This is a genomic window from Mucilaginibacter paludis DSM 18603 (assembly GCF_000166195.2).
Lineage (GTDB): Bacteria > Bacteroidota > Bacteroidia > Sphingobacteriales > Sphingobacteriaceae > Mucilaginibacter > Mucilaginibacter paludis.
Genome location: NZ_CM001403.1, coordinates 2,441,848 through 2,465,281, shown reverse-complemented (window position 1 = coordinate 2,465,281; position 23,434 = coordinate 2,441,848). Strand labels below are relative to the sequence as shown.

Annotated in this window: 17 protein-coding genes; 13 read left to right on the top strand and 4 right to left on the bottom strand. The window is 41.3% G+C overall.

The genetic code is table 11. The features are described from left to right. Nucleotides 1-5: 5 nt before the first annotated feature. Entirely contained in the window at nt 6-215 is a 210-nt protein-coding gene (locus MUCPA_RS10205; protein ID WP_008506219.1) for a hypothetical protein, read from the bottom strand. Between the two features lie 152 nt (nt 216-367). On the opposite strand from MUCPA_RS10205, the gene MUCPA_RS37660 reads away from it, so the two are divergent. The 12 genes from MUCPA_RS37660 to MUCPA_RS10150 all read left to right on the top strand — a co-directional run bounded on the left by MUCPA_RS37660 (nt 368) and on the right by MUCPA_RS10150 (nt 18,295). Next, nucleotides 368-532, top strand: a complete 165-nt coding sequence (locus tag MUCPA_RS37660) for a hypothetical protein (RefSeq protein ID WP_008506218.1) — start codon at nt 368-370, stop codon at nt 530-532. Nucleotides 533-718: 186 nt separating this feature from the next. After that, nucleotides 719-1,126, top strand: coding sequence for a plasmid mobilization protein (locus tag MUCPA_RS10200; protein WP_008506217.1), 408 nt, complete (start codon nt 719-721; stop codon nt 1,124-1,126). Next, nucleotides 1,111-2,388, top strand: coding sequence for a relaxase/mobilization nuclease domain-containing protein (locus MUCPA_RS10195; RefSeq protein ID WP_008506216.1), 1,278 nt, complete (start codon nt 1,111-1,113; stop codon nt 2,386-2,388). The genes MUCPA_RS10200 and MUCPA_RS10195 overlap by 16 nt, the downstream gene beginning before the upstream one ends. 10 nt (nt 2,389-2,398) lie before the next feature. Then, nucleotides 2,399-4,471, top strand: a complete 2,073-nt coding sequence (mobC, locus tag MUCPA_RS10190; RefSeq protein WP_008506215.1) for a conjugal transfer protein MobC — start codon at nt 2,399-2,401, stop codon at nt 4,469-4,471. Between the two features lie 98 nt (nt 4,472-4,569). Continuing rightward, nucleotides 4,570-5,172 carry an RNA polymerase sigma factor gene (locus tag MUCPA_RS10185; protein ID WP_008506214.1) on the top strand — a complete coding sequence of 201 codons (603 nt, stop codon included), beginning with the start codon at nt 4,570-4,572 and terminating at the stop codon, nt 5,170-5,172. A 129-nt stretch (nt 5,173-5,301) separates the two neighbouring features. Beyond that, complete coding sequence (locus tag MUCPA_RS10180) at nt 5,302-6,474, top strand: FecR family protein (protein ID WP_008506213.1); 1,173 nt, start codon at nt 5,302-5,304, stop codon at nt 6,472-6,474. Nucleotides 6,475-6,755: 281 nt separating this feature from the next. Beyond that, on the top strand, nt 6,756-10,106 hold the full coding sequence (locus MUCPA_RS10175; RefSeq protein ID WP_008506211.1) for a SusC/RagA family TonB-linked outer membrane protein: 3,351 nt from the start codon (nt 6,756-6,758) through the stop codon (nt 10,104-10,106). A 2-nt stretch (nt 10,107-10,108) separates the two neighbouring features. Continuing rightward, the gene (locus MUCPA_RS10170) at nt 10,109-11,578 is read left to right on the top strand and encodes a RagB/SusD family nutrient uptake outer membrane protein (protein WP_008506209.1); all 1,470 of its coding nucleotides are present in this window, start codon (nt 10,109-10,111) and stop codon (nt 11,576-11,578) included. 165 nt (nt 11,579-11,743) lie between these two features. Then, nucleotides 11,744-13,006, top strand: a complete 1,263-nt coding sequence (locus MUCPA_RS10165; protein ID WP_008506206.1) for a thioredoxin family protein — start codon at nt 11,744-11,746, stop codon at nt 13,004-13,006. Nucleotides 13,007-13,066: 60 nt separating this feature from the next. Then, entirely contained in the window at nt 13,067-16,294 is a 3,228-nt protein-coding gene (locus MUCPA_RS10160; protein ID WP_008506204.1) for an amidohydrolase family protein, read from the top strand. Nucleotides 16,295-16,424: 130 nt separating this feature from the next. Next, nucleotides 16,425-17,642, top strand: coding sequence for an aminotransferase class V-fold PLP-dependent enzyme (locus MUCPA_RS10155; protein WP_008506202.1), 1,218 nt, complete (start codon nt 16,425-16,427; stop codon nt 17,640-17,642). Between the two features lie 125 nt (nt 17,643-17,767). After that, nucleotides 17,768-18,295: a hypothetical protein gene (locus MUCPA_RS10150; RefSeq protein ID WP_008506200.1), complete on the top strand. Its 528-nt coding sequence runs from the start codon at nt 17,768-17,770 to the stop codon at nt 18,293-18,295. On the opposite strand, the gene tnpC is transcribed toward MUCPA_RS10150, so the two are convergent. The 3 genes from tnpC to MUCPA_RS10135 form a co-directional block, all read right to left on the bottom strand. Then, nucleotides 18,292-20,076 carry an IS66 family transposase gene (gene tnpC / locus MUCPA_RS10145; RefSeq protein ID WP_008506198.1) on the bottom strand — a complete coding sequence of 595 codons (1,785 nt, stop codon included), beginning with the start codon at nt 20,074-20,076 and terminating at the stop codon, nt 18,292-18,294. The two genes, MUCPA_RS10150 and tnpC, sit on opposite strands and share 4 nt — an antisense overlap. A gap of 90 nt (nt 20,077-20,166) precedes the next feature. Beyond that, a complete protein-coding gene (gene tnpB / locus MUCPA_RS10140; RefSeq protein WP_008506196.1) occupies nt 20,167-20,511 on the bottom strand; it encodes an IS66 family insertion sequence element accessory protein TnpB in 345 nt (114 codons plus the stop codon). After that, nucleotides 20,508-20,819 carry a hypothetical protein gene (locus MUCPA_RS10135; RefSeq protein ID WP_008506194.1) on the bottom strand — a complete coding sequence of 104 codons (312 nt, stop codon included), beginning with the start codon at nt 20,817-20,819 and terminating at the stop codon, nt 20,508-20,510. The genes tnpB and MUCPA_RS10135 overlap by 4 nt, the downstream gene beginning before the upstream one ends. A 193-nt stretch (nt 20,820-21,012) precedes the next feature. Here MUCPA_RS10135 and MUCPA_RS10130 point away from each other — a divergent pair, with 193 nt between their 5' ends. Next, nucleotides 21,013-23,412 (top strand): glycoside hydrolase family 2 protein, encoded by a 2,400-nt coding sequence (locus MUCPA_RS10130; RefSeq protein WP_008506192.1) that lies wholly within the window; start codon nt 21,013-21,015, stop codon nt 23,410-23,412. Nucleotides 23,413-23,434 lie beyond the last annotated feature (22 nt).

Below are 23,434 nucleotides of genomic sequence, written 5' to 3'. Positions count from 1 at the left end.
TTAATTCATAATTTCCTGTTTTTGGGCGAAATGCCATTTTTCTGCCTTGAAACGCTCAAAATGGCTTCCGATACAGACAAGTTACTCAATTTATACAGGAAATCCAACATCTGTTCAGCCGTCTCTAAACTGATATGTGTACCGTGTTTAGCCAATATTTCCATTGCTTTTTTAGGTGTCACGGTACGTTTTTCTTCTCTTAAATAAATTTCCATAGCTAAAATTTCGTAGTCAAAATTCGCTCAACCCAGCGATTGTTCGTCAGTACTACTGATGGATTTTTTCTGTGGCATTTTTATTTGCCAGTACTACTGATAAGCAGATTTGATGGCATGGCATCTTTGATCATTCATTAAATGATAAGCCAATGAAAGATCATAAAGACCCAAATGTAAAAGGCCGTAAATACCACGGCAGCCCTTACCTCAAACTGAAAAAGGTAGGCCAATCTCCCAGGCGGGAAATCAAGCAGCGATTAAGATGCGCGGTGTCGTTTGGTTATGCAATTCAGTTCGATCCGGCTGCCGGTTAACCATAATTTAATAACAATTCATTCGATCATTAACCAAAGTTTTACAGCACTTCGGAAGGCGCTTCTTTGTAGCCCGCGTGGTCTAGGCAAAGATGTATTTTTGCATGCGCAAAAAATCTTTGCCGTCCTTCCGGCCGGGGCATCACTCGGAACTCGTGCTGCCTGAACTTTATATAAGTGAAGTGTATGCCTAGAAAAAAGACGGAAAACCCCGAAGAATTACTTAGTCATAATATCATTATCCGGGTAACTGAAAGTTTGTTCAACAAGCTGGAAAAACTGCGGAAAGAAAGCGGGGTATTGTCCATTGCGGATGTGTGCAGGAAGATTTTATTGAATCAAAAGATCAAACTGTTCACGTACGATGCGACCATGAACCCTGTTATGGAAGAACTGGCACTGATTCGTAAAGAGCTTAAAGCCATCGGCATCAACATTAATCAAATCACCAGGCATTTCAATGCCGACAAGGTGGAAACACATAAAGGTTTTTATGCTTTGAAAGTGGCGGATCAGTACAAGAAAGTTGATGAACGGGTAGAAATCTTGCTGAAGATCATTTCTAAACTGGCGGACAAATGGTTGCAAGAATAAGCACAGGTAAAAGCATAAGAGCCATGCTCTATTATAATGAAAATAAAGTGGGCGAAAATGAAGCGAACCTGATCATGGCCAGCGGCTTTGCCGGGGATATTGAAAGCATGAGCGTGGGACAGAAACTGCACCGCTTTACCCACCTCACGCAACTGAAGCCGAACGTCAAAACCAATGCGCTGCACATTTCTCTAAATTTTCATTCAAGCGAGGATCTAAGCAATGCAAAACTACAGCAGATCGCAGTGGCCTATATGGAAAAGATCGGATTTAGTGATCAGCCGTTTTTGGTTTATCGCCACCACGATGCCGCACATCAGCACCTGCATATTGTGACCACCAACATCACTGCTGCGCGTGAACGCATCGACCTGCATGATATTGGCCGTAAATTATCAGAACCAGCAAGGAAACAAATCGAGGAGGATTTTAAGCTCATCAAAGCGGAAAGCAAAACATTTAAAATGGAGGCGGCTATTAAAGCTGCTGATATCAAAAAAGCTAAGTATGGTCATCTGCCGACTAAACGTGCGCTCAGCAACGTGATAACGGCTGTAACGCGCGATTATCGGTTTACGTCCCTTGCGGAATTGAATGCAGCTTTAAAGTGTTTTAACGTGGTGGCGCAGCGCGGTGAAGAACATACGGCCATGTTTCAGAAGAAAGGCCTCATGTATTCCTTACTGGATGCTAAGGGCAATCCTGTTGGCGTGCCCATTAAAGCCAGCGCGTTTTATACCAAACCTACTTTCAGAAACCTGGAAGTAAAATTTGAACTCAACAAGGGCATCCGGAAACTGTATAAAGGAGAATTGGCTAAACGGATCGATAGTCTGTTTGATAATTACAGGGAAATAACCCTATCCAAGTTTGAAACGGAAGCCAGACAAGCGGGCATTACGGTTAATTTCCGCCGTAATGATAAAGGGGAGCTTTTTGGTATCACCTATATTGACCATAAAAACAAGACGGTTTTTAATGGCAGCGATCTGGGCAAGGCTTACAGCGCAAAAGGCATTACAGAAAGATTGGGCAAGAGCAACCGCCTGGCAAGGACAGAAGAACAATTTATATCCCGACCGGCACAGCGGGTAAGTAAAACGCAGAAAAATGAGCCGACTAATTATTTGAAACCCATCAAACAGACGAATTTTTTGGCGCAGGCCTTAGCGAAAACGCAGCCGGATTATGGCTCGGGTGTGCCACGGAAAAAGAAACGCAAAAAACGGAATCAGCAGCAACAACAAGAATTAACCTTATAAAGCTAATCATATGAATACAGGAGAAGATACGCAAGGATTACGAAAGATTATTGATCTGACCAGACTAATTAGCCTGGCTATACTAGCTATACATTTTTATATCATCTGCTACAAGGCGTTCCTATATTGGGGCTGGACAGCCGATCTCACCAATCGTTTAATTGGCAACCTGGTGGGAACAGGATTGTTTACCGGCATACTAAAACCCAAACTGGCGGCATTGTTACTGTTAGTAGTTTCCCTGCTTGGCGTAAAAGGCAAAAAGGACGAGAAAATCAAAAAGAACAGTATTGTTGCCTACCTGTCCTGTGGCTTACTGGCTTACCTGCTTAGTCCGCTTGTGTTCTACCTGCATAATGGCACAACCTTTACAGCGGTCTGGTATATCGGCTTATCGCTTGGGGGTTACCTGCTTATTTTAACCGGCGGCACCTGGCTATCGCGGCTAATCAAAATCAGCCTGACTAAGGATGTTTTCAATACTGAAAACGAGACCTTTCCGCAGGAAGAACGACTATTGGTAAATGAGTACTCTATCAACCTGCCGGCAAAATATAGGCTAAAGGATAAAATCAGGGATAGCTGGATCAACGTCATTAACCCGTTCAGGGGATTGTTGGTATCGGGTACGCCGGGCGCGGGTAAGTCCTATTTTGTGATCCGGCATATTATCGACCAGCACATCAAAAAAGGTTTTACGATGTTCCTGTATGATTTTAAATTCGATGACCTATCTAAGATCGCTTATAACAAGCTGCTGCAATACCGGCATCACTATAAAATCCAGCCAGCGTTTTACCTGATTAACTTTGATGATTTAACCCGTACCCATCGTTGTAATCCGCTCGATCCGCTAAGTATGGACGACCTGACCGATGCGACCGAGGCCAGCCGTACCATTATGATGGGTTTAAACCGCGAGTGGATCAAAAAGCAAGGTGATTTCTTTGTAGAAAGCCCGATCAATTTTCTAACGGCTATCATCTGGTACCTGCGAAGATACAAGGATGGTAAATATTGTACTTTGCCACACGTTATTGAATTGTTGCAGGTAGATTATGACCCCTTATTCGCGATTCTTAAACAGCAACCGGAAATACAGGTATTGATCAATCCGTTTATTTCTGCGCATCAGAACAATGCCAAAGCGCAACTGGAGGGACAGGTCGCCAGCGCAAAGATCGGATTGGCCCGTTTATCTTCTCCATCCCTTTACTATGTGCTGAGCGGGCATGATTTTACACTGGACGTTAACAATCCTGATGAGCCAAAGATTATTTGCGTGGGTAATAATCCGCAGAAGCTGCAAACCTATGGTGCGGTGTTATCACTTTATATTTCTCGTATGATTAAGCTGGTCAATCGCAAAGGTCAACAAAAAAGCAGCCTGGTATTTGACGAGTTCCCGACTATTTATTTTAACAATATGGATAGCCTGATTGCGACTGCCCGCAGCAATAAGGTAGCGACTACCTTGGCGGTACAGGATTTCAGCCAGTTAAAAAAGGATTACGGAGCGGAACAGGCGGATGTAATTACCGGGATTGTAGGCAATGTGATTAGCGGGCAGGTTACGGGCGACACAGCCAAAACCTTAAGTGAAAACTTTGGCAAGATCAAGCAGGAAAAAGAAAGTAGGAACATTAGTGGTTCGGACACATCTTTTACTAAATCTACGCAAATGGATTATGCGATACCGGCATCAAAGATAGCTGCTCTTTCTTCCGGTGAATTTGTGGGCTTCGTTGCTGATAACCCGGAGCAGAAGATCGCGCTCAAAATGTTTCACAACGAAATACAAAATGACCATGCCGCCATAAAACGGGAAGAAGAAAATTACAGGGACATTCCTGTTATTGAAAAAGTTACTCAGGAGGATGTAATGGCATGTTATGAGAAGGTCAAAAAGGAAGTGGCGAATCTGGTAAAGTCGGAACTGGATAAATTGAAGCCGGAGATCGAGCCTGCTCACGAGAAGAAAAAGCCAGTAAAAAGGAAAAATGTTCAGCACAACGTTAAGTCAGCTGGGAAGCGAATTAATCAAAAAAAGAAGGATTATCCTGAGCAAACAATTTCTCTGTAAACATTTCAATCATAGGTTAATCTGTCACTTTTTAAAGATTTTATAAGTAACATTGCCGTAAATTTTGCGTAAATTTAAAGCAAGGGAACAGGTAAATCATGTCGAAAGCGAGCCAATATTTATTGAACGAGGAGCAGCTGTTTAAGCAACTGTCTGAGGGCGATGAACGTGCTTTCGAATCCATTTACCGATATTACAGTTCACGGCTGTTCCCTTTTGTTGACCGGATGGTTCGTTTACCCGAACTTACGGAAGAGATCATACAGGATGTGTTTATTTTGCTCTGGGCAAAGCGTGAACAGTTGGTAGATGTCAGCAATAAGTCGTCTTATATCTTTCAAATGGCGAGCAATAAGACGCTGGATTACCAGCGAAAGATAGCCAGTAATAAGCGGTTATTGGAAAAAGTTACTTATTTATCCACAGAGCTAAGTAACGAAACCGAAGAAAAAGTACTTTATAACGATAGCGCTGCCGTACTGGAAGAGGCTATTAATTTACTACCGCAGCAACGAAAGTTGATTTACCACTTAAGCCGTGTGGAAGGCTTAAGCCATGAGCAGATTGCTGAGCGGCTGGATATTTCAAAAAGTACTGTTGCCAACCAAATGGTATCTGCGATGAAGCACATACGTACATTTATGGAGAAGAGAGCAGACCTGTTTTCCTACGCTGTTTTCTATTTTCTTACCCGAAAATAGCGCGAAATTAAATTCCCATTATTTTTTTGTTAAAAAATCGGTATCGCGAATAGTAGTTGCGTTTGAGTACTTACGTCTTAGAGATAAATGGCGACATTATTCACTTATAACACAATTATTAGATAAGCTATGGCGGAGAACGAATCAAATATTGCCTACCTTTTCAAGAAGCTTGCCGACGGGACTGCCAGTAAGGAAGAGTTAGCGGCTTATTTTGAACTGACTAAGGATAATAGCTTAGATGATAAAATTACAGCCCTAATGCAGGCTGAGCTCAAAAATAACGCTACACCTGAAATTCAGGATACTGAACGGATTGACAGGGTTTACAATAATATCGAGGCTGCTATCAGAGTTCAGCAACCCGCTATTAAAAAATCAAATTATCCTTTCTTCAAACGCTGGGCGGCAGCGGCAGCTATTTTGATAGTAGCTGGTGGCCTGTTCTATTATAGCCAAAACAAACCTTCAAAAAACAATACCCAATTGGTCGCTAATGATGTTGCACCGGGTCATCAGGGTGCTACGCTGACTTTAGCTAATGGCAAAAAAATCATATTGACCCAGGCAATTAATGGGAAACTAGCCAAAGAGGCTGGTGTGACCATAACTAAAACGGCAAACGGGCAATTGGTTTACCAAGTCGAGGGTACAACAGAAGTCAATAAAGTAAATACGCTTTCCACCGACAATGGAGAAACGTATAAAGTCCAATTACCGGATGGGTCTGAGGTTTGGTTAAATTCCGCATCAAGCCTGACTTATAATACCAATCTTAATGAAAACGGAAAACGTATGGTCAGCCTGACTGGTGAGGCCTATTTTCAGGTGGCGAAAGATAAAGCCCACCCTTTTATAGTACATACCGAAAAGCAGGACGTAGAGGTGTTGGGTACCCATTTCAATATCAATTCTTACAAGGATGAACCTGCTATAGCTACAACTCTTTTGGAAGGTTCCGTAAAAGTTACTTCAGGTACTTATAAGCAAATCATCAAACCCGGCGAGCAGGCGGTTAATAATGGGGCTGGAATTAAAGTGGCCGTTGTTGATGCAGATAATATCACAGACTGGAAAGATGGCGACTTTAATTTAAATCATGTGGATTTTAGGGTTGCGATGCGAAAAGTTGCCCGTTGGTACGATGTGGAAGTGGTTTATGATAAATCAGTACCGGAGGATATAGAAACAGGTGGCTGGATTTCAAGGAAACAAAAACTATCGGCTGTTTTGAAGTTCATTGAATCTTCCGGCTTGGTGCATTTTAAGGTGGAAGGTAAAAAGATATACATCTCAAAATAGTTATAAAAAACATCATCTCCTATGAAAAGATTATTCACAGATTCATTCACAGCTAAACCATTCAGAAGATGATAAGATATTTACGACGATAAAGCTTCGGTTTAAAACGAACGCCGGAGGCCTCTTGAGCACAATAGCAAAACAGACCTAAAGCGAAAAAACCAGAAGTGCTACTAACACCCCTGGTCGCCGTTTGGACAATTAATATGAAATCAACTGTTTAACCGCAGTATGCCCAAGTTTCGAAGCAAGAGGCAGCCTGCATAAACCAAACTAAACAAATGTATAAATTTTATACCAGGAAACTCGGTGTATCTGAAAGGCTATGCCACAAAATATGGCTGATTATGCGCTTAACCACCGTTATATTAATAGCATCACTTATTCAGGTTAGCGCCGCGACTTTTGCGCAGCGTATTACTCTAAATCAGCGCAATACTCCGCTGGAATCTGTTTTTAAGGAAATAAGGAAACAGAGTGGCTACGACTTTTTCTATGATGGGAAAGCAATTAAGCCCAATCAGCGTGTAAGCATTTCCGTTACCGACGTATCTGTAGAAGATGCTTTACGATCAGTATTAAAAGATTTGCCCTTTACATACGAGATCAATGATAACCGCATAACTATCAGGAAGAAAGAGGAACCTTCCTTTCTTGACAAGGTCAAACCTGCTTTTGATCCTATTGATGTGCATGGGCGTGTGGTGGATGAAAGTAATAAGCCAGTTGCTGGGGCTACTGTTAAAACAAAGGATGGAAAACAGGCAACATTAACGGACGTTCAAGGTGTTTTTATTTTGAAAAATGTTAATGAAGGAACAGAAATGTTAATAAGCTTCATTGGTTATAATCCTAAAGAAGTTTTAGCTGCAAAAGACTTGGAGATTATTCAATTACAAGTAGCTACTTCAAAACTTGATGAAGTTCAAATTCAAGCTTATAGCATAACTTCAAGAAGGCTAAGCACTAGCAATATTTCTACTATTAAAGCTAAGGATATCGAAAATCAGCCTGTTAACAACCCAATGTTGGCTTTAACTGGACGAATTCCTGGCTTGCAAATCGCGCAAACAAATGGCATGCCTGGTTCTTCTATAAACATTAAAATTCAGGGTCTAAATAGTATTAATGCAGGTAATGCCCCATTTTACGTACTTAATGGTGTTCCATATATAAGCCAATCATTGCCTACAACTAATGGTGGGCCTCTTAATACACTTGGAAATATACCCGGAGAAGGTGGTTCAATAAACCCATTAAGTTTTATTAATCCTAACGACATAGAAAGCATCGATATATTGAAGGATGCAGATGCTACTGCAATTTATGGATCTCGTGCTGCAAATGGAGCAATCTTAATTACTACCAAATCAGGAAAAGCCGGCAAACTAAAAGCGGATTTTAATGCGCAGTCAGGCTGGGGACAAGTTACGAGTCGGATGAAATTATTAAACACCGAGCAATATTTGATAATGCGGCGTGAGGCTAAAGCAAATGATAATGCTGGTCTTGGTTCAACTGATTACGATCTTAACGGTGCGTGGGGAAATATTAATCAATATACCGACTGGCAAAAAGTCCTACTTGGTCACACATCCAATTACAAAAATTTCAACGGGAATTTATCTGGGGGAAGCCAAACCGTAAGTTTTTTAATTGGAGGCTTTTATAGATACGAGAATTCGGTTTTTTCCGAAAATTTAAGCGATCGAAAAGGAGGAGTAAACTTAAACTTAAACACAAACTCTTCGAATAAGAAATTTAAGCTTTCGTTTACTGCAAATTACTTGGCTGACCAAAATAAGTTACCGAGGCTTGACTTAACGAGCACCGCTTTAACTCTTGCACCTAATGCACCAGGACTTTATAATCCCGATGGGACACTAAACTGGCAGTTAAATTCTTCTGGGGCGTCTACTTTTTTAAACCCATTAGTTAACATTACTTCGCCCTATCGAGCGAACAGCCAAAGTTTGGTTTCAAGTAGTAATATTTCTTATCAAATCATTCCCGAATTGAGAATTCTTAGCAATTTCGGGTATAACAGATTACAAATTGATGAATACTCGCCAGCACCCTCATCAACAGTTCCCCCTGCTGATCGGGTGATCTACACCCGAGTAGCGGATTTTAGTAATAGCGCACAGTCTTCATGGATAGTGGAGCCCCAGTTGCAGTTTAATAAGCATATTGAAAAAATAGGAATTGATTTCTTGGTAGGATCTACTTTGCAACGTACATCGGGCATAGGGCAAACTATACACGGTTCGGGTTTCATCAGCGATCAAACCATGGAAAGCCTTTTAAATGCACAAAACATCACAATTGAGAATGATGTTTATAATAAATATAGCTATAATGCTTTATTTGGTAAGCTTAATTTAAATATAGATGATACTTATATTTTGAATTTTAGCGCCAGACGTGATGGCAGCAGTCGCTTTGGGACCAATAACCTTTTTCATAATTTCGCTGCAGCAGGTGCCGCCTGGATATTTTCTAATGAAAATCTTGTAAAAGACAATCTTAAATTCTTAAGCTTTGGTAAGATCAGACTATCGTATGGAACGTCAGGTAATGACCAAATCCCAGATTACTCAACCTTAAGCCTTTTTCAAGCTGCTCCGGGTACCTATCAGGATGCTAAAGGCGTTTATGTAAATAGTCTTGCTAACCCCTATTTGCAATGGGAGGAGACCACTAAAATAAGTTTTGGCTTAGACCTTGGCTTTTTTAATGATCGATTATTGCTGAATGGGAACTATGCGAGAAATAGATCCAGTAATCAATTGTTAGGATACTCGTTACCAGCAATGACCGGCTTTTCATCTATAACTAGCAATTTCCCCGCGAAAATTCAAAATACCTCTCTTGAATTTAGCCTTAATAGTACAAATATCAAAAGGCAACGATTTCATTGGACAACTAATTTAAACGTTACCATTGGGAGAAATAAGCTTCTTGAATTTCCAAATTTATCACAGTCATCTTACGCAAACACGTTAATTATAGGGCAACCAATATCTATTCAAAGATTATATAAATTTCATGGGGTCGATCCCTCGACCGGCGAATATACGTTTTTAGATAAAAGTGGAAATATCACAACGTCACCCAATTACAGTACGGACCAAATTAGCTTCTTCGATAACACTCCCAGATTTTATGGCGGTTTCCAAAACTCATTAACCTTTGGAAATTTAACATTGGACGTCTTTTTTCAATTTGTAAAACAAAAAGGAGTTGACTTAGGGATGGGTGGAATTTCTATTCCGGGTGCTAAAAGAATGAATCAACCCTTATATGTACTTGACAGGTGGCAAAAACCAGGTGATCAGGCGTCTGTTCAAAGATTTAATTCAAACTCGGCGCTTCTTGGTACATATTTTAATATGAAAGGAAGTGACGCCGTCATCGGCGACGCGTCATATATAAGGCTCAAAAATATTGCTTTGGGCTACGAGTTGCCATTGAAATATGCTCAGCGGCTTGGGGTAAGCCAAATGAAGGTGACAGTTTCTGCACAAAATATCTTGACGTTTACAAATTACAAGGGACTTGACCCCGAAAGTGGCGCATACAGCCTCCCTCCTTTAAAACTTATAGCATTAGGAATTAACATTAGCCTTTAAAAATGAAATTAGATAAAATAACTCATATATATAATACCGGAGTATTATATATACTACTCATTGTCATATTGGTAACTATACCTGGTTGTCGGAAATTAGTGGAAATCGAGCCGCCGACAAATAAAATAACGATCGAAAATGTTTTTAATGATGATGTAACAGCAGCTGGGGTGATGACCGGGATGTACTTAGACATGAGTACAACTCCCTTGTTAAGTGGCTCGCAGAATTTCAATACGCTATCATTTTGGGATAGTCTTTCGGCTGATGACATGATTTTGTGGGAAGGTTCAATAGACAACACATTGATTGCGGTTTTCAAGAATAACCTTTCTGGCAATATAGCAAACGATGGACTATGGTACACAAGCTACAATCATTTATATACCTGTAATCTTGTTATTGAAGCCTTAAATAGTACAAAGTCGGCAAAGTTAAGCCCCGCTGTTAAAACTCAGTTAATGGGGGAAGCCAAATTCATGCGGGCTCTATTATATTTTTATCTTGTGAATCATTTCGGTAATGTGCCGTTAGCTCTAACGACGGATTACACTAAAAACAGTTCATTAGTAAGAACTGACAAACAGGCTGTCTATGATCAGATAGTAAATGATGTAACTGAAGCAAAAAGCTTGCTTAGTTCATCATATTTAAGTGGTGCTTTACAACCTGGCACAACAGAAAGAGTACGTCCTACTAAATGGTTAGCGGCAGCACTTTTAGCAAGAGTTTACCTATATGAGGGTAAATGGGCCGAAGCCGAAACAGAAGCTTCTGTAGTAATCGATCAATCTTCCCTATATAATTTAGTGGATATTAATAGTGTGTTTTTGGCAAACAATCAGGAAGCAATTTGGCAGTTTCAGCCCAATGTAATAAATAATCTGAATCCGTTAGATGGCGTCATTTTCAATCTAACGAATACTGGATTGAGTGACTCTCATCCGGTTTATTTAAGTTCAGATTTGCTAAGTAATTTTGAATCTTTCGATAAGCGCTTGCTTAATTGGACGAAATCCTATACAGACAGTACTGTAAGTCCTGCTAAAACCTATTATTTTCCTTATAAATATAAAGTTGATGATAATGTCACCCCAACCACAGAATATCAGACTCTGTTCAGGCTTGCCGACCTTTATCTAATAAGGGCTGAAGCAAGAATTAATCTTTCGAAGATTCAAGGTCGGGATGATCTAAACATGATTAGATCTCGTGCAGGTGCATCTTTAATTGTCAGCTCCGATTTTGCATTTTTAAAAGCTGCGATATTAAAGGAAAGAAGGCTGGAGTTCTTTACAGAGATGGGACATCGTTGGATGGATTTAAAACGGACTGGAAATATTGATGCTGTGATGAGTGTTTTTTCACCTGCGGAGAAAGCCTCAACTTGGCATTCATATCAACAGTTATTCCCATTATCCAATAGCGAACTGGGACGAGCTCCGACCTTAACTCAAACTCCCGGATATTAAGAAGGAAAAATTCACGATTGTACAACATGTAGTCGAAGTTTGGAAACATCAGCATTTGCTGGATTTTCAAGCTTCGGGATGCTAACCCCATGTGTGTAGTGTCCTATAGAATTAACGTGCTCATGACAGTTTTTTTATATCAAAAATAAATTTAAAGCATATTAAATGAAAAAGGTCTTAATTCCCATATTATTATTGTCTTCTTGTTTCTGCACCGCACAAGGCATAAAGTTTGAATCCGAAGGCAGTGTTCCATCGTTCAAAAACAATCAAAGCAAATATTTTTTTTTAGACTGTTATGCAGATTGGTGCATACCATGCAAGCAGATGGATAATGAAGTGTTTTCAAATGAATCAATAGGTAAGTTAGCCAATAGTAGCTTCGTTTCCTTTAAACTTCAAATGGATTCTTCAAAAATAACAAGAAACTATAGCACAATGGCAAAAAATTTTACCGCGATGCTAAAAAGCACCTATAAAATTAAGTCGTTGCCTACTTTGATTTTTTTATCACCCGAAGGGGAATTGGTTATGAAAATTGAAGGGTATAGAAGCAAAATGGAGTTTTTATCGGATTTAAACAAAGTATTAAGTTTAGACAGTAATTATTATACTAAAATCACTGCCTTCCGAGAAAGACGACTCAATTTAGACAGCTTGGAGAAATTGGCTTTAACGGCACAGAAAAATGATATCAGAGACGTATTAGTCAAAATTGCGGAAGCATATTGTGAAAGGGCGGTCGCTGATAAATTAACAATTGAAAAACAAAGTAAAATTGGTTTAGAGTTGTTATTAAATTTTGATGTCGATATCCCTTACAATTATTTGAAATTGATTGCTAATAATGAGTTGTTTATCGATTCTACATTTAAAAATAAAGGGCGAACAAGAGTCTTTTTGACAGAAAGAATTTATTTAAAAAAAATTAATAGACAAATAGAAAAGGCCATTGCGTCCAAAAGTCAGCCCAAAATCCATGACCAGATTGACGAAATAAGTAAAGATTTTAACTTTAGTATTTCGGACGAAATTTTTCTTAATGCAATGGCTTATTACAGCCTCCAGATAAAAAATGACAAAAATTACACTCGGTATATTTGTGACAAAATAGACAAATATTCGTCAAAATATTTGACCGGAATGCCGCTTGTATTAGTCTTGAATAATACAGCTTTTGACATTTTCCATAAAAGCAGCAATAAAAATGAGCTTAATCGCGCTGTAAGGTGGTGTGATCAGGCGCTCAGTTTGGTACCAGAAAATGAGTCTTCGGCGATTCTCGATACCAAATCAAATCTCATTTATAAGCTCGGTGATAAAAAGCAGGCAATTAGCTTAGAAAAGAAAGCAATTTATATTCAAGAGGGCTACAGTGAAGCCAAAGCGAACTTATCAAAAATGGAGAAAGGAATACGTACTTGGTAGTTTTCGTTACTCAAGTGACGTCGCACAGGTATTTGAATTGAACTTCAAAAATATAAAGGAATGAAAACGAACATACTTATTAGGCAAATAATTGTCAGGATTTCCGTATTGTGTTTATTTGTCTTATTTGGTTCCAATAACATAACCGCTCAAGAAAACATAGTCGACCCGATTGCAAAGTTTAAATCTTTGCCTATGGGCGTCGGTAAAACGATATCGTTTACAACCAGCGAAGGCAGCAATATGGATGTAGACATATCTCCAAATGGGAAGTTGATTCTTTTTACTTTGCTTGGCGATATATATAAGCTTCCTATCACTGGCGGTTCAGCAACTCAAATTACTCGTGGTATGGCAATGAATTGCTCTCCTGTTTGGTCACCTGATGGAAAAAAAATAGCTTATATAAGCGATGAATCAGGTGGGTATGGCCTTCATATTATGGATACTACAGGAAAATCTAAGCGATTGCTCACCAAAGCCAAGCTCCCTTTGTATGCAAGATTTAATGCGCCAAAATGGACACCAGATGGACTTGCGGTATCTGTCGATCAAATGGTGTATCCATTAATTGGAGGTGAAGAGAGATTGCCAGACTCTAATATGCCTGTCGACAGTTTTATAGGCTTTTCATCTGACGGTTTATTTATGTACTACTCAGATTTTGATCTTAATGGAAACACAATAATCATAAAATACAACAGAATAAATTCAGCGAAGACGATAATATATACTGCAAGACATAAGCAGGATTTTTCAAACGTAAGAGTATCACCAGATGGACGATGGTTGACATATATTGCTGAGAAATTACAAAGGCCCACAGATAGTTTAATGATATATGATATCTCCAATAAAAAAGAACGTTTATTAGCCTCCTTAGGAATTTTTTCTCCAGGAGGGTTAAGACATCAACATTACTCATTCTCCTCTGATTCTAAAAAATTACTTATTGGGTATGGGGGAAAAATTCGGGAAATCTCAATAGAAAGCGGAGAACAAAAAGTAATACCATTTTCAGCAAATGTCAATTTTGATTTGGTTGGCGAGAAGATTTATAATACTCATCGTCTATTACATGATTCTTTAAAGGTTAATTATATACGGGACGCGAGAAGAAGTCCGGACGGATCAACACTTATTTTCTCGGCCTTAGAACACATTTATACCATGAGCTATCCGCATGGGATCCCAAGAACCCTTGTCAACCAAGACCAGGCTCAATTTCATCCAACATTTTCTGAAGATGGTAAGTGGGTTGCATATGTAACTTGGAGCGACAATAAAGGTGGACAAGTTTGGATAGTATCAAGCAAAGGAGGTAATCCAGTCCAAATCACAAAAATCTCAGGTCAATATTCATCACCGTGTTTTTCGCCAGATGGTAAATACTTAATTTTTGTGAAGGGAGAACCGCATTTAGGTGGCCGAGAGACACCTGGTGAAAATGGAAAATTGATACGTTTATCTTTAAAAGATAAACATTGTGAACAGTTGGCGGATAGCATTTCGTTATATAATAATCCAGTTTTCTCATTTGATGGAAAGTCTGTCATATATAAACCGCGACAAATAGATAATTCATCTGTGGAATCAAAGTTAGTTGTAAAAGATTTACTCACTCATAAAACATCGGACTTTGCCGTTGGGATATATGACAACGAAAGTATTAAACCGCTGAAATCGATACCTTCTCCTGATGAACATTACATAGTATATTTAAAAAACGAGTCTCTATATCTTGTGCCAAATCTAAAATTGGGCAGCCCCCAAGTAATAATAAATAGCGAAATGAATCTGCCAATTATTCGTTTTGCTAAAAGTGGCTTTGACCCCGCGTGGGAAGATCACGGAAAGAAATTATCTTGGTCTTACGGGAATAAATATTTTAATATTGATCCTCAAAAGATAATTGATGCAGCGACTTCCTTGTTGAACGCCAATCCAAGTGCAAAACCTGATGGACAACAATTTCTCGATGTAGACATTCCTGCAGATCAAGAAATTGAAGTCAATCTTAAGGTTCCAAAGTTTTTCGCTAAGGGAACGGTTGCACTAAAAAATGTGAGGATTATCTCTATGAAAGCAGACGAGATTATTGATAATGGGACATTGATCATTGAGGATGGTATTATTAAGAGTGTGGGAGCCGCTAATTCGATAAAAATACCTAACGGAGCAAAAGTGTTTGACTTATCTGGAAAAACTGTTATGCCAGGATTAGTCGACTTGCATAGCCACATGCCCTTACCTGTTGAGATTTACCCTCAGCAATATTGGGGAATGTTGGCAGATCTCTCTTATGGTGTTACCACGGCTCGTGACGTATCTTCCAGTCATGATATGTTTGGATATCAAGAGTTGATTGAGGCGGGACAAATGTTGGGCCCAAGATTTTATTCAGTCGGGTGGGCAATAAGACCTAATACATATCCAAGACTTTCCAAAAATGAAGCAGAAGTGGTTATTGAAAACAGAAAGAAAATGGGAGCGACAGTAATAAAGCAATATGTATTGTCTTCGAGGATTCAAAAGCAATGGCTTTTAAATGCCGCAAGGAAGCAGTCGTTAAATGTTACAAATGAAGGCGCAAGTGATTTATTAGAACAGTTAGCAATGATAAAAGACGGCAGTACGGGTATTGAACATAATCCAGATTGGGGAGATATCTATGATGATGTTATTTCATTGTACGCTAAATCAGGAGTTTTCCTTGATCCTGTTTTTCAGTATGACAGTGGCAAAGCCTATATAGACGATTCACCAAGGTATTATTTCGAATTAAAATATTTAAGGGATACTGATTCGAAATTTTTGAGATTTACTGATAAATTAAAATGGGCAGCAGTATTTAAAGAAAATTTAGCTAATAAAAACCGGGTAGACACTATAAATCCAACATTCATTGCAGAATCAAGATATAATACTTTGATGTCAAAAAAGGGAGCAAAAATTGTGATGGGAAGTCATGGTGAGGACTTAGGAGTAGGTGCCCATTTTGAATTATGGGCTTTGCAAATGGGCGGAATGTCTAACCTTGAAGCCATTAGAGCGGCTACATTGACTGGAGCAGAAGGACTTGGAGTACAGAATGACATAGGTTCATTAGAAGTTGGTAAAATTGCCGATTTAATTATCCTTGATAAAAATCCATTGGATGATATTCATAATACAAGAGCCATAAAATATGTAATGAAAGATGGAATTCTTTACGATGGCAATACATTGGATATAACCTGGCCATTCAAAAAGAAATTTTGCATCAAAAAATTTGAAGCAAATAAATGAAATACTAACGTACCAATAAATTTGCTTAAGAAAGACAACCAATAAACCCGTGTAAATATTGTAAAGTAACGAACTGAGGGGTATTGGTAATATAGAGCAGATTTTGTAGCCTTCGGGCAAAAGAAAAGATATGAATAACATTAGTAACGAAGAGTTGAACAAGTACCGGAATGACACATCAGGCTGCTCTGGCGTGGTGCATTTTAACAATGCAGGCGCATCGTTGCCGCCGGACGTAGTGATCGACACCGTTGTGGCTTATTTAAAGGAAGAAGCGACTTACGGCGGGTATGAAACGGAGTACAAGAACATAGCCCGAATCGAGGATACTTACCGTCTTATTGCGGAACTGATCGGAGCCGGTAAGGATGAGGTAGCCATATTTGAAAACGCCAGCGCAGCGTGGGGAACAGCATTTAAAGGGTTAACCTTTGAACCGGGTGACGAGATCATTACCTGCGAGATGGAGTATGTAACCAATCTGATTGGATTATCAGATGTCAGAAAGAAAGGTGTAAAGGTTGTGGTGATCAATAATGATGAGTTTGGCAATTTCCCCTTAGCCGAACTGGTCGATGCTATCAATCCGCGAACCAAACTGATTTTGGTAACACATATCCCGTCATCAGGAGGCGGTATCCTGCCAATTAATGAGATCGGTAAGATAGCTGCCAGGTACGGCGTGCTGTATATGGTCGATGCCTGCCAGACTGCCGGACAATATCCTATTGATGTTAAAGCGATCCAGTGCGATATATTATCCGCAACCGGCCGCAAGTATCTAAGGGCACCAAGAGGAACAGGCTTTTTATTTGTAAAAAAGAGCGTTCAGGATAGACTATCACCTATTCTGATGGACTTCCTTGCAGCAAGTAATGTCAGCCTGGACGGTTATACCTTACGCAGTGATGCACGCCGCTTTGAACTTTATGAGAAAAGCCGCGCACTCACTTTAGGCTTAGGCAAAGCTGTCGAATATGCACTGAACATCGGTGTGGACAGGATCTGGCAGCGGGTGCAATACCTGGCCGATCTTACACGAAGCGAGTTTAGTAGCATTCCCGGTGTTACGGTTCATGATATCGGCAGTGAGAAGTGTGGTATCGTTACTTTCTCGGTTGCGGGAATTGATAGTATGCTGGTCAGGAATAAACTGGTAGAACACGGTATCAACGTTTCTTTTGGGGGTGCCCAGGCAACGCCGATCTATATGGAAAAGCACCAACTTCAAGGTATAGTCCGGGCTTCACTTCATTATTATAATACAGAAAACGAGATATACAGTATGTGCAGCCTGCTTAAACAAATAGCAAAAAGCGACAGCACAGCCTCCGTTTTGACGGAATAATTTAACAATAACATAATACAACCGGGCTAGCGCGGATGCGGCCCAAAAACGTTCTTTATTTTATTATATATAGCTATGCGGATTTTTCATAGATTTAATGGACTTATTAACTAACTGATCTTATTATGGCGTTCTACTTGTGTGACGATCCCAAACGGGATATTCCAGGGGGTGTCGTGGCCAATATCTATGCCCACGAAAAGCCCCGCTTCTTCGCCATAATGATGACCCTGAACGAAGATACCCCGGTATCTAAGATCAACTATTCGGGTACCACAGTTACATTCCGCCATTTTATCCCAGGTGAAAACGAACTCGCCCACTACCTTTTAATGGTCAGCGATAATATCGATGGGGCAAAGTATGAGGAACTGGCAGAGAAGCTAAAACAGGCAGTGGAATGGTTTGTCAGCATTGTTGCGGACGAAGCCGAAGTCGAAAAGATTGAGCACATGTTCCTCGATCCGATCAACGAGAACCTGAAACCAGCGCAGCTGATCAAATTCGGAAAGACCGGTGAGCACCTGCTTAACTTTGGCATGGGTGCCAAAGGTTTTAAAAGCGAAGAGGATGCTTTGCAGTTCATGCACAAAGAATTCGGCATATCGCAGGACAGGCTGTTTTTTGAGCGTATGGTCAATTTAATCGCTTAGGCAGCTAAACGCTGAAGCTTCCAATATTGCGGCAGCAGATCGGACAAACGCTCTTTAGGCGTATGCGCAATGCGATTCAATACATCGGCCAGCCAGGCTTCCGGATCAATACCGTGCAACTTGCAGGTGCCGAAGAATGAGTACATAACAGCGGCATTAGGCGCTGATTCATGGCTGCCGGCAAACATCCAGGACTTCTTGCCCAAAGCGATAGGCCGAATGGCCCGCTCCAGGCAATTGTTGTCAATAGATAACATACCATCGGTCGTATAAAGCATGATCCCATCCCACAAGCGAAGTGTATATTCTATTGCCTTAGCCATAGGTGAATGCTCCTTTACCTTCGTTCGTTCGGTGGTCAGCCACTGGCGGAATGCACTCAGGATCGGTACGGCATACTTTTGCCGCATCTCGGTGATCTGGTCAAAGTCCAGTCCCTCGGATCTGCACTTTCGCTCGATGGCATATAGCGGGTTGATAAAGTTCTTCAGCACATAGAACGACCGTCGTTTGTCAACGTCCCTGGCATTGAAGTAATATCGCCGGGTATGTGCAAGGCAACGGCCATGCTGGATACCATCCCGCTTACCGATCTTGTTATAACCGGTGTAACCGTCCGTATGCAGGTAGCCTTTAAAGCCACGCAGCACATAAGCGATGTCGTCAAGCCCTCTGCCTTTTAGGTATTGGAAACCGACGATGTTCAATAATGGGTTCATCAGGCCCAGGATCTGCCCGCGGTGTGAACGTTTGCCCTGTTTTTTGGATTTATCCAGTACGGTCAGGCCGGTTTCATCACAATGCAGGATGCCGCTCTTTACCAGGTCGCGCAGGTGCAAACGGTGCAGTGCAGAAAGTGCGCCCGGAACAGCGTTAGACCAATCCAGTAAGGTAGAATACGGTACCCGCACACCAGCCTGCGCAAACTTGTTTTGCGTGCGCTGTACGGGTGAATGGTACAACCACCGGTCAATAGCCAGTTGAACACTTACCGATACGTCTGCTTTGCATTTCATCGGACGTGCAGGCAGTTTTTCGGTAATATTCTCAAAGCGCAGGTTCTGTTTATCTTCCCGCATGTAGATGTAGCGGATGGTTTCCTGTATCTCGGTCCAGGCTTTGTGATAAACCAACCGGCGCGAGGTTTTGGTACCGATATGGCGGACACCTTCAGGAATGATATCCAGTTTGATCACTTTGGTTGTAACAGGCAGATTTTGTTCCAGTAAACTTGGAACAGGTGTTTTTTCGATCTTGGCAAAGCCGGTCTTGTAAAAGACCTCTTTGGCTTCGGCCAGTTCTTCGTCGGTAATACCATCGCCAAACACATCGGGCAGTTCAGCGGGTTCATGCAGCTTTTCACTTTTACGGCCATAAAGGTCTTTTTTAGCTAACCTTTGGCCGTGACGAACCAGGTCAAGCTTACCCAGATCTTTTTGCTGTTTAGCGATCAGCCGGTCTTTCGTATCGATCTGCTGCTGGAAGTCGGCCAGGATAGTATCCTGAATGGTTAGCTTAGAAGAAAGGGCATCGCAGTTCTGCTGCAAAAGATTGGCAAGGGCGGTTTGTTCCGCAACCATTTGTTCCTTTGCGGCGAGTTGTTCGTTAAGTTCCCTGATAGTGGTTTGCAGGAAAGCATTGTGATCAGTGAGCCTGGTATTCTGTCCTTCAAGAAAAGAGACGTAGATATCTTTCGCCTGCTCTCTTTCGAGTGCATCGTTCAGTTGTCGGTTAGACAGTTTTAACTGCTGGCGCAGCGAAAGGTTGTTATTCAGGCTCAAATGTATCAGCTACGGATGGCCGCAAAACAAATACTATGCAAGCATAGTAAAAAGCGGATTTTATCCACTTATCCACAAAAAAGGCTGAACCTAAGCGCTTTTTGCACCTACAACGGTTAGGCCCTGGAGTAACGCAGTCATGGTTACCGGCGATACATCGATGGCTTTTTGATCAGGATCAAAGCCGGGCAGCTTGAATGCTTCCTCTTTACGCCTGCCATAAAGTATGGTCACCATCTGGTTATTGTAAAAGAGGGCTTTCACACAGGTGCGCTGCTTATTGAAGAAAAAGAACAGGATGGGCTCGTCATCGCCATACTTACCCAAATGCCGGAATACAAGCTGGCCGAGGCCGTCAAAACTCTTGCGCATGTCAACCGGGTCACGGAAGATCCGGTACTTCAGCGTGGTGGGGAACATAACGATTTCGTTCATCCTTTCAGCGATCTAAGGTAAGCGGCCGGAACCTGGTGGTAAAGTTCAATATCACCGATCTTGGCAAACAGCGCAGGCTGTTTCTTTGGCCCCGGTTTTTTAGGTTCATCGCGAATGTTGGGGTTAACGTTTACCTCCATCAGGCCATCGTCGGCCAGGTCAGGATAAAACTTTTCTACCCAGCTCTGCACGGTTGGTTCATCAAGATCTTCGATGGTGCAGAACTCGGCAAGGGAATATCCCGACTTAAAATATTCATCAAGTAAGCGAAGGATATCCGCTTCAGTGAGGTTGGTGTTATTCGGCATAAAATAGGTTTATACCGCAAAGCTATATATAATACGGGGGCGTCGGTTCGCTCCCTAATCCGTGACTTTACTAAATATTCTGGATTTAAAACTTAGATGCTGGAAACCGTGCGCCAGATTGATTACAAAACACGATTTTTTACACCCATTTTCTGTAAGCTTTTCAATTATAACTAAAATAACTATTAACAACATGAAAGCAAAATTATTATGGCTTGCATTTCTGACTTTGTTGTTCCCATATCGGACAATTGCTCAAAAATCCTATAGCATTCAACACATAACAATTCAAACCCGTTGGATCAAAGATGTATCAACATCTAACGCGTTAAATGACTACCCAAGGCCACACATGATACGCGCTAATTGGATGAACCTGAACGGGCTATGGGATTATGCGATTACCGCAAAAGATGCTGCAAAACCAGTCGATTTTGACGGGCAGATCTTGGTGCCTTATCCGCTGGAATCGGCTTTGTCGGGTGTGAAAAAAGCGCTGCTTCCAAATCAAAATTTGTGGTATAAACGCAGTTTTGAAAAGCCTCCGTTAAAGGCAGGCGAACGGTTAAAACTAAACTTCGGCGCGGTGGATTATGAGGCTACGGTTTTTGTCAATGGCACCGAAGTAGGCAAACATGAGGGCGGTTATTTTGAATTTAGTTTTGATATTACCTCAGCGTTGAAAAACGGCTCAAATGAAATTGCCGTAAAGGTATTCGATCCGACTGACCAGGGAGTTGGCCAACATGGCAAACAAGTATTGAACCCGGCTAATATTTATTACACGCCGACATCGGGTATCTGGCAGACCGTATGGCTGGAAACAGTTTCAGTTAACGCTGTAATTAACTTGGTGATAACGCCTGATATTGATAAAAGCTTGCTAAACCTTGCAGTGAACCAAGACGATAAAATAGATACCCAAGTCGAAGCAACCGCATATGAAAAAGGTAAGAAAGTTGCTGATTGGCATAATGGTCATATCTTAATTCCAAATGCCCATTTATGGTCACCGTCAGACCCCTTTTTATATGATTTGATAGTACGGGTAAAGAAGAATGGCAAAGTAGTCGATGAAGTAAATAGCTATTTCGGAATGCGCAAGATCGGTATCGGTAAAGATGAAAAGGGTTTAGACAGGATCATGCTGAATAACAAACCCTACTATAATTTAGGCACTTTAGACCAGGGTTTCTGGCCAGAGGGTTTGTACACTGCACCGACAGACGAAGCTTTATCGTTTGATATCAAGGCCATCAAGGCCATGGGCTTTAACACGATCAGGAAGCACATCAAAGTAGAACCCGCGCGTTGGTATTATTGGGCGGATAAGTTAGGAATGCTCGTTTGGCAGGATATGGTGAATCCCAACCAGGGTTTGCCGGAAGGTAGTAAGGCCGCTTTTGAGCGGGGTTGTAAGCAGGAGTTGGCGCAGTTGCATAATTATCCCTGTATCACGACCTGGGTATTGTTCAATGAAAAATGGGGACAATATGACCAAAAGCGGCTAACCGACTGGATTAAGGAAACCGACCCGAGCCGAATATTGAACGGGCATAGTGGCGAGCTGCTTTATGTCAACGAACAATTAAGGAGCCCTAGCCCTGATGCTTACGTAGATGCGGATATGACCGACGTGCACGCTTACCCGGACCCGATGATGAGTATTAAACAACCCGGCAAGGCTCAGGTTTGCGGTGAGTTCGGTGGCATCGGCGTTTTCATCCCCGATCACCAATGGCTGACTGGTAACGCATGGGGTTACATCCAGGAGAAACCGGCAGCACTCAAAGCCAAATACACCGTCATGCAGCAGCACCTACAACTATTCCAGCAGGAGGGATTGTCCGGTAGCATCTATACCCAACCATTTGATGTGGAAGGTGAACAGAACGGCCTAATGACCTACGACCGCGAAGTGATCAAAATACCTTTTGCAGAGTTACGGAGAATCCACAGTAAGTTGAACCCGGATGTGAATTCCCCAAGTTGGATGGCGAATCTGGGTGACGTTGCTGCACAGGATGCGGACCTGACCGAACCCGGATTGAAATACAGCGTCATGCTGGATGATTATATTAAAGGCAACCGGGATGCGGCGTTCCTTAAGAAAATGGCGATGATGGCGACACAGGCCGGTGATAAACCAGGTGCAGTGCTCGCGGGAAATGCTTACATCGCCAGTTTAAAACTACCATTGAGCGACGAAGATATCCAGAATATCAGCCAATTTACTAAAAGCACCAAAGATCCGGGTTTTGCTTTAATGCAAAATGATGCGGATGCTTTCAAAAAAGTAATAGGTGACCGCCAGTTCACAGTGAACATGATGAACATGATCTTCAAAGGTGAACTGGAGCCAATGCTCAATTCCAGTGAAAGTCCTGATTGGAACGCAATTGAGGTAAAAGCTAAAACATATGGTGCTGCGGGTGAAGAAATCTTCTTACGCGCCAAAACAGTGGCTTTGTACAATAAGCAAGATTGGTCGAATTATGTTACAACAGCTAATCAGTACCTAACTAAATATGGGAAAAATATCAGTGAGCAAGAACAGACGACTTTTCAGCAGGCCATTAACCAACACAAATAAAATTAAAGTAATAATACTTACC

What these genes read in the sequence shown, in the direction of transcription:
- MUCPA_RS37660 (WP_008506218.1), top strand. Translation starts at nt 368, where the DNA reads ATGAAAGATCATAAAGACCCAAATGTAAAAGGCCGTAAATACCACGGC.
- MUCPA_RS10160 (WP_008506204.1), top strand. Translation starts at nt 13,067, where the DNA reads ATGAAAACGAACATACTTATTAGGCAAATAATTGTCAGGATTTCCGTA.
- tnpB (WP_008506196.1), bottom strand. Translation starts at nt 20,511, where the DNA reads ATGAACGAAATCGTTATGTTCCCCACCACGCTGAAGTACCGGATCTTC.
- MUCPA_RS10175 (WP_008506211.1), top strand. Translation starts at nt 6,756, where the DNA reads ATGTATAAATTTTATACCAGGAAACTCGGTGTATCTGAAAGGCTATGC.
- MUCPA_RS10135 (WP_008506194.1), bottom strand. Translation starts at nt 20,819, where the DNA reads ATGCCGAATAACACCAACCTCACTGAAGCGGATATCCTTCGCTTACTT.
- MUCPA_RS10155 (WP_008506202.1), top strand. Translation starts at nt 16,425, where the DNA reads ATGAATAACATTAGTAACGAAGAGTTGAACAAGTACCGGAATGACACA.
- MUCPA_RS10170 (WP_008506209.1), top strand. Translation starts at nt 10,109, where the DNA reads ATGAAATTAGATAAAATAACTCATATATATAATACCGGAGTATTATAT.
- MUCPA_RS10205 (WP_008506219.1), bottom strand. Translation starts at nt 215, where the DNA reads ATGGAAATTTATTTAAGAGAAGAAAAACGTACCGTGACACCTAAAAAA.
- mobC (WP_008506215.1), top strand. Translation starts at nt 2,399, where the DNA reads ATGAATACAGGAGAAGATACGCAAGGATTACGAAAGATTATTGATCTG.
- MUCPA_RS10185 (WP_008506214.1), top strand. Translation starts at nt 4,570, where the DNA reads ATGTCGAAAGCGAGCCAATATTTATTGAACGAGGAGCAGCTGTTTAAG.
- MUCPA_RS10130 (WP_008506192.1), top strand. Translation starts at nt 21,013, where the DNA reads ATGAAAGCAAAATTATTATGGCTTGCATTTCTGACTTTGTTGTTCCCA.
- MUCPA_RS10150 (WP_008506200.1), top strand. Translation starts at nt 17,768, where the DNA reads ATGGCGTTCTACTTGTGTGACGATCCCAAACGGGATATTCCAGGGGGT.
- MUCPA_RS10180 (WP_008506213.1), top strand. Translation starts at nt 5,302, where the DNA reads ATGGCGGAGAACGAATCAAATATTGCCTACCTTTTCAAGAAGCTTGCC.
- MUCPA_RS10195 (WP_008506216.1), top strand. Translation starts at nt 1,111, where the DNA reads ATGGTTGCAAGAATAAGCACAGGTAAAAGCATAAGAGCCATGCTCTAT.
- MUCPA_RS10165 (WP_008506206.1), top strand. Translation starts at nt 11,744, where the DNA reads ATGAAAAAGGTCTTAATTCCCATATTATTATTGTCTTCTTGTTTCTGC.
- MUCPA_RS10200 (WP_008506217.1), top strand. Translation starts at nt 719, where the DNA reads ATGCCTAGAAAAAAGACGGAAAACCCCGAAGAATTACTTAGTCATAAT.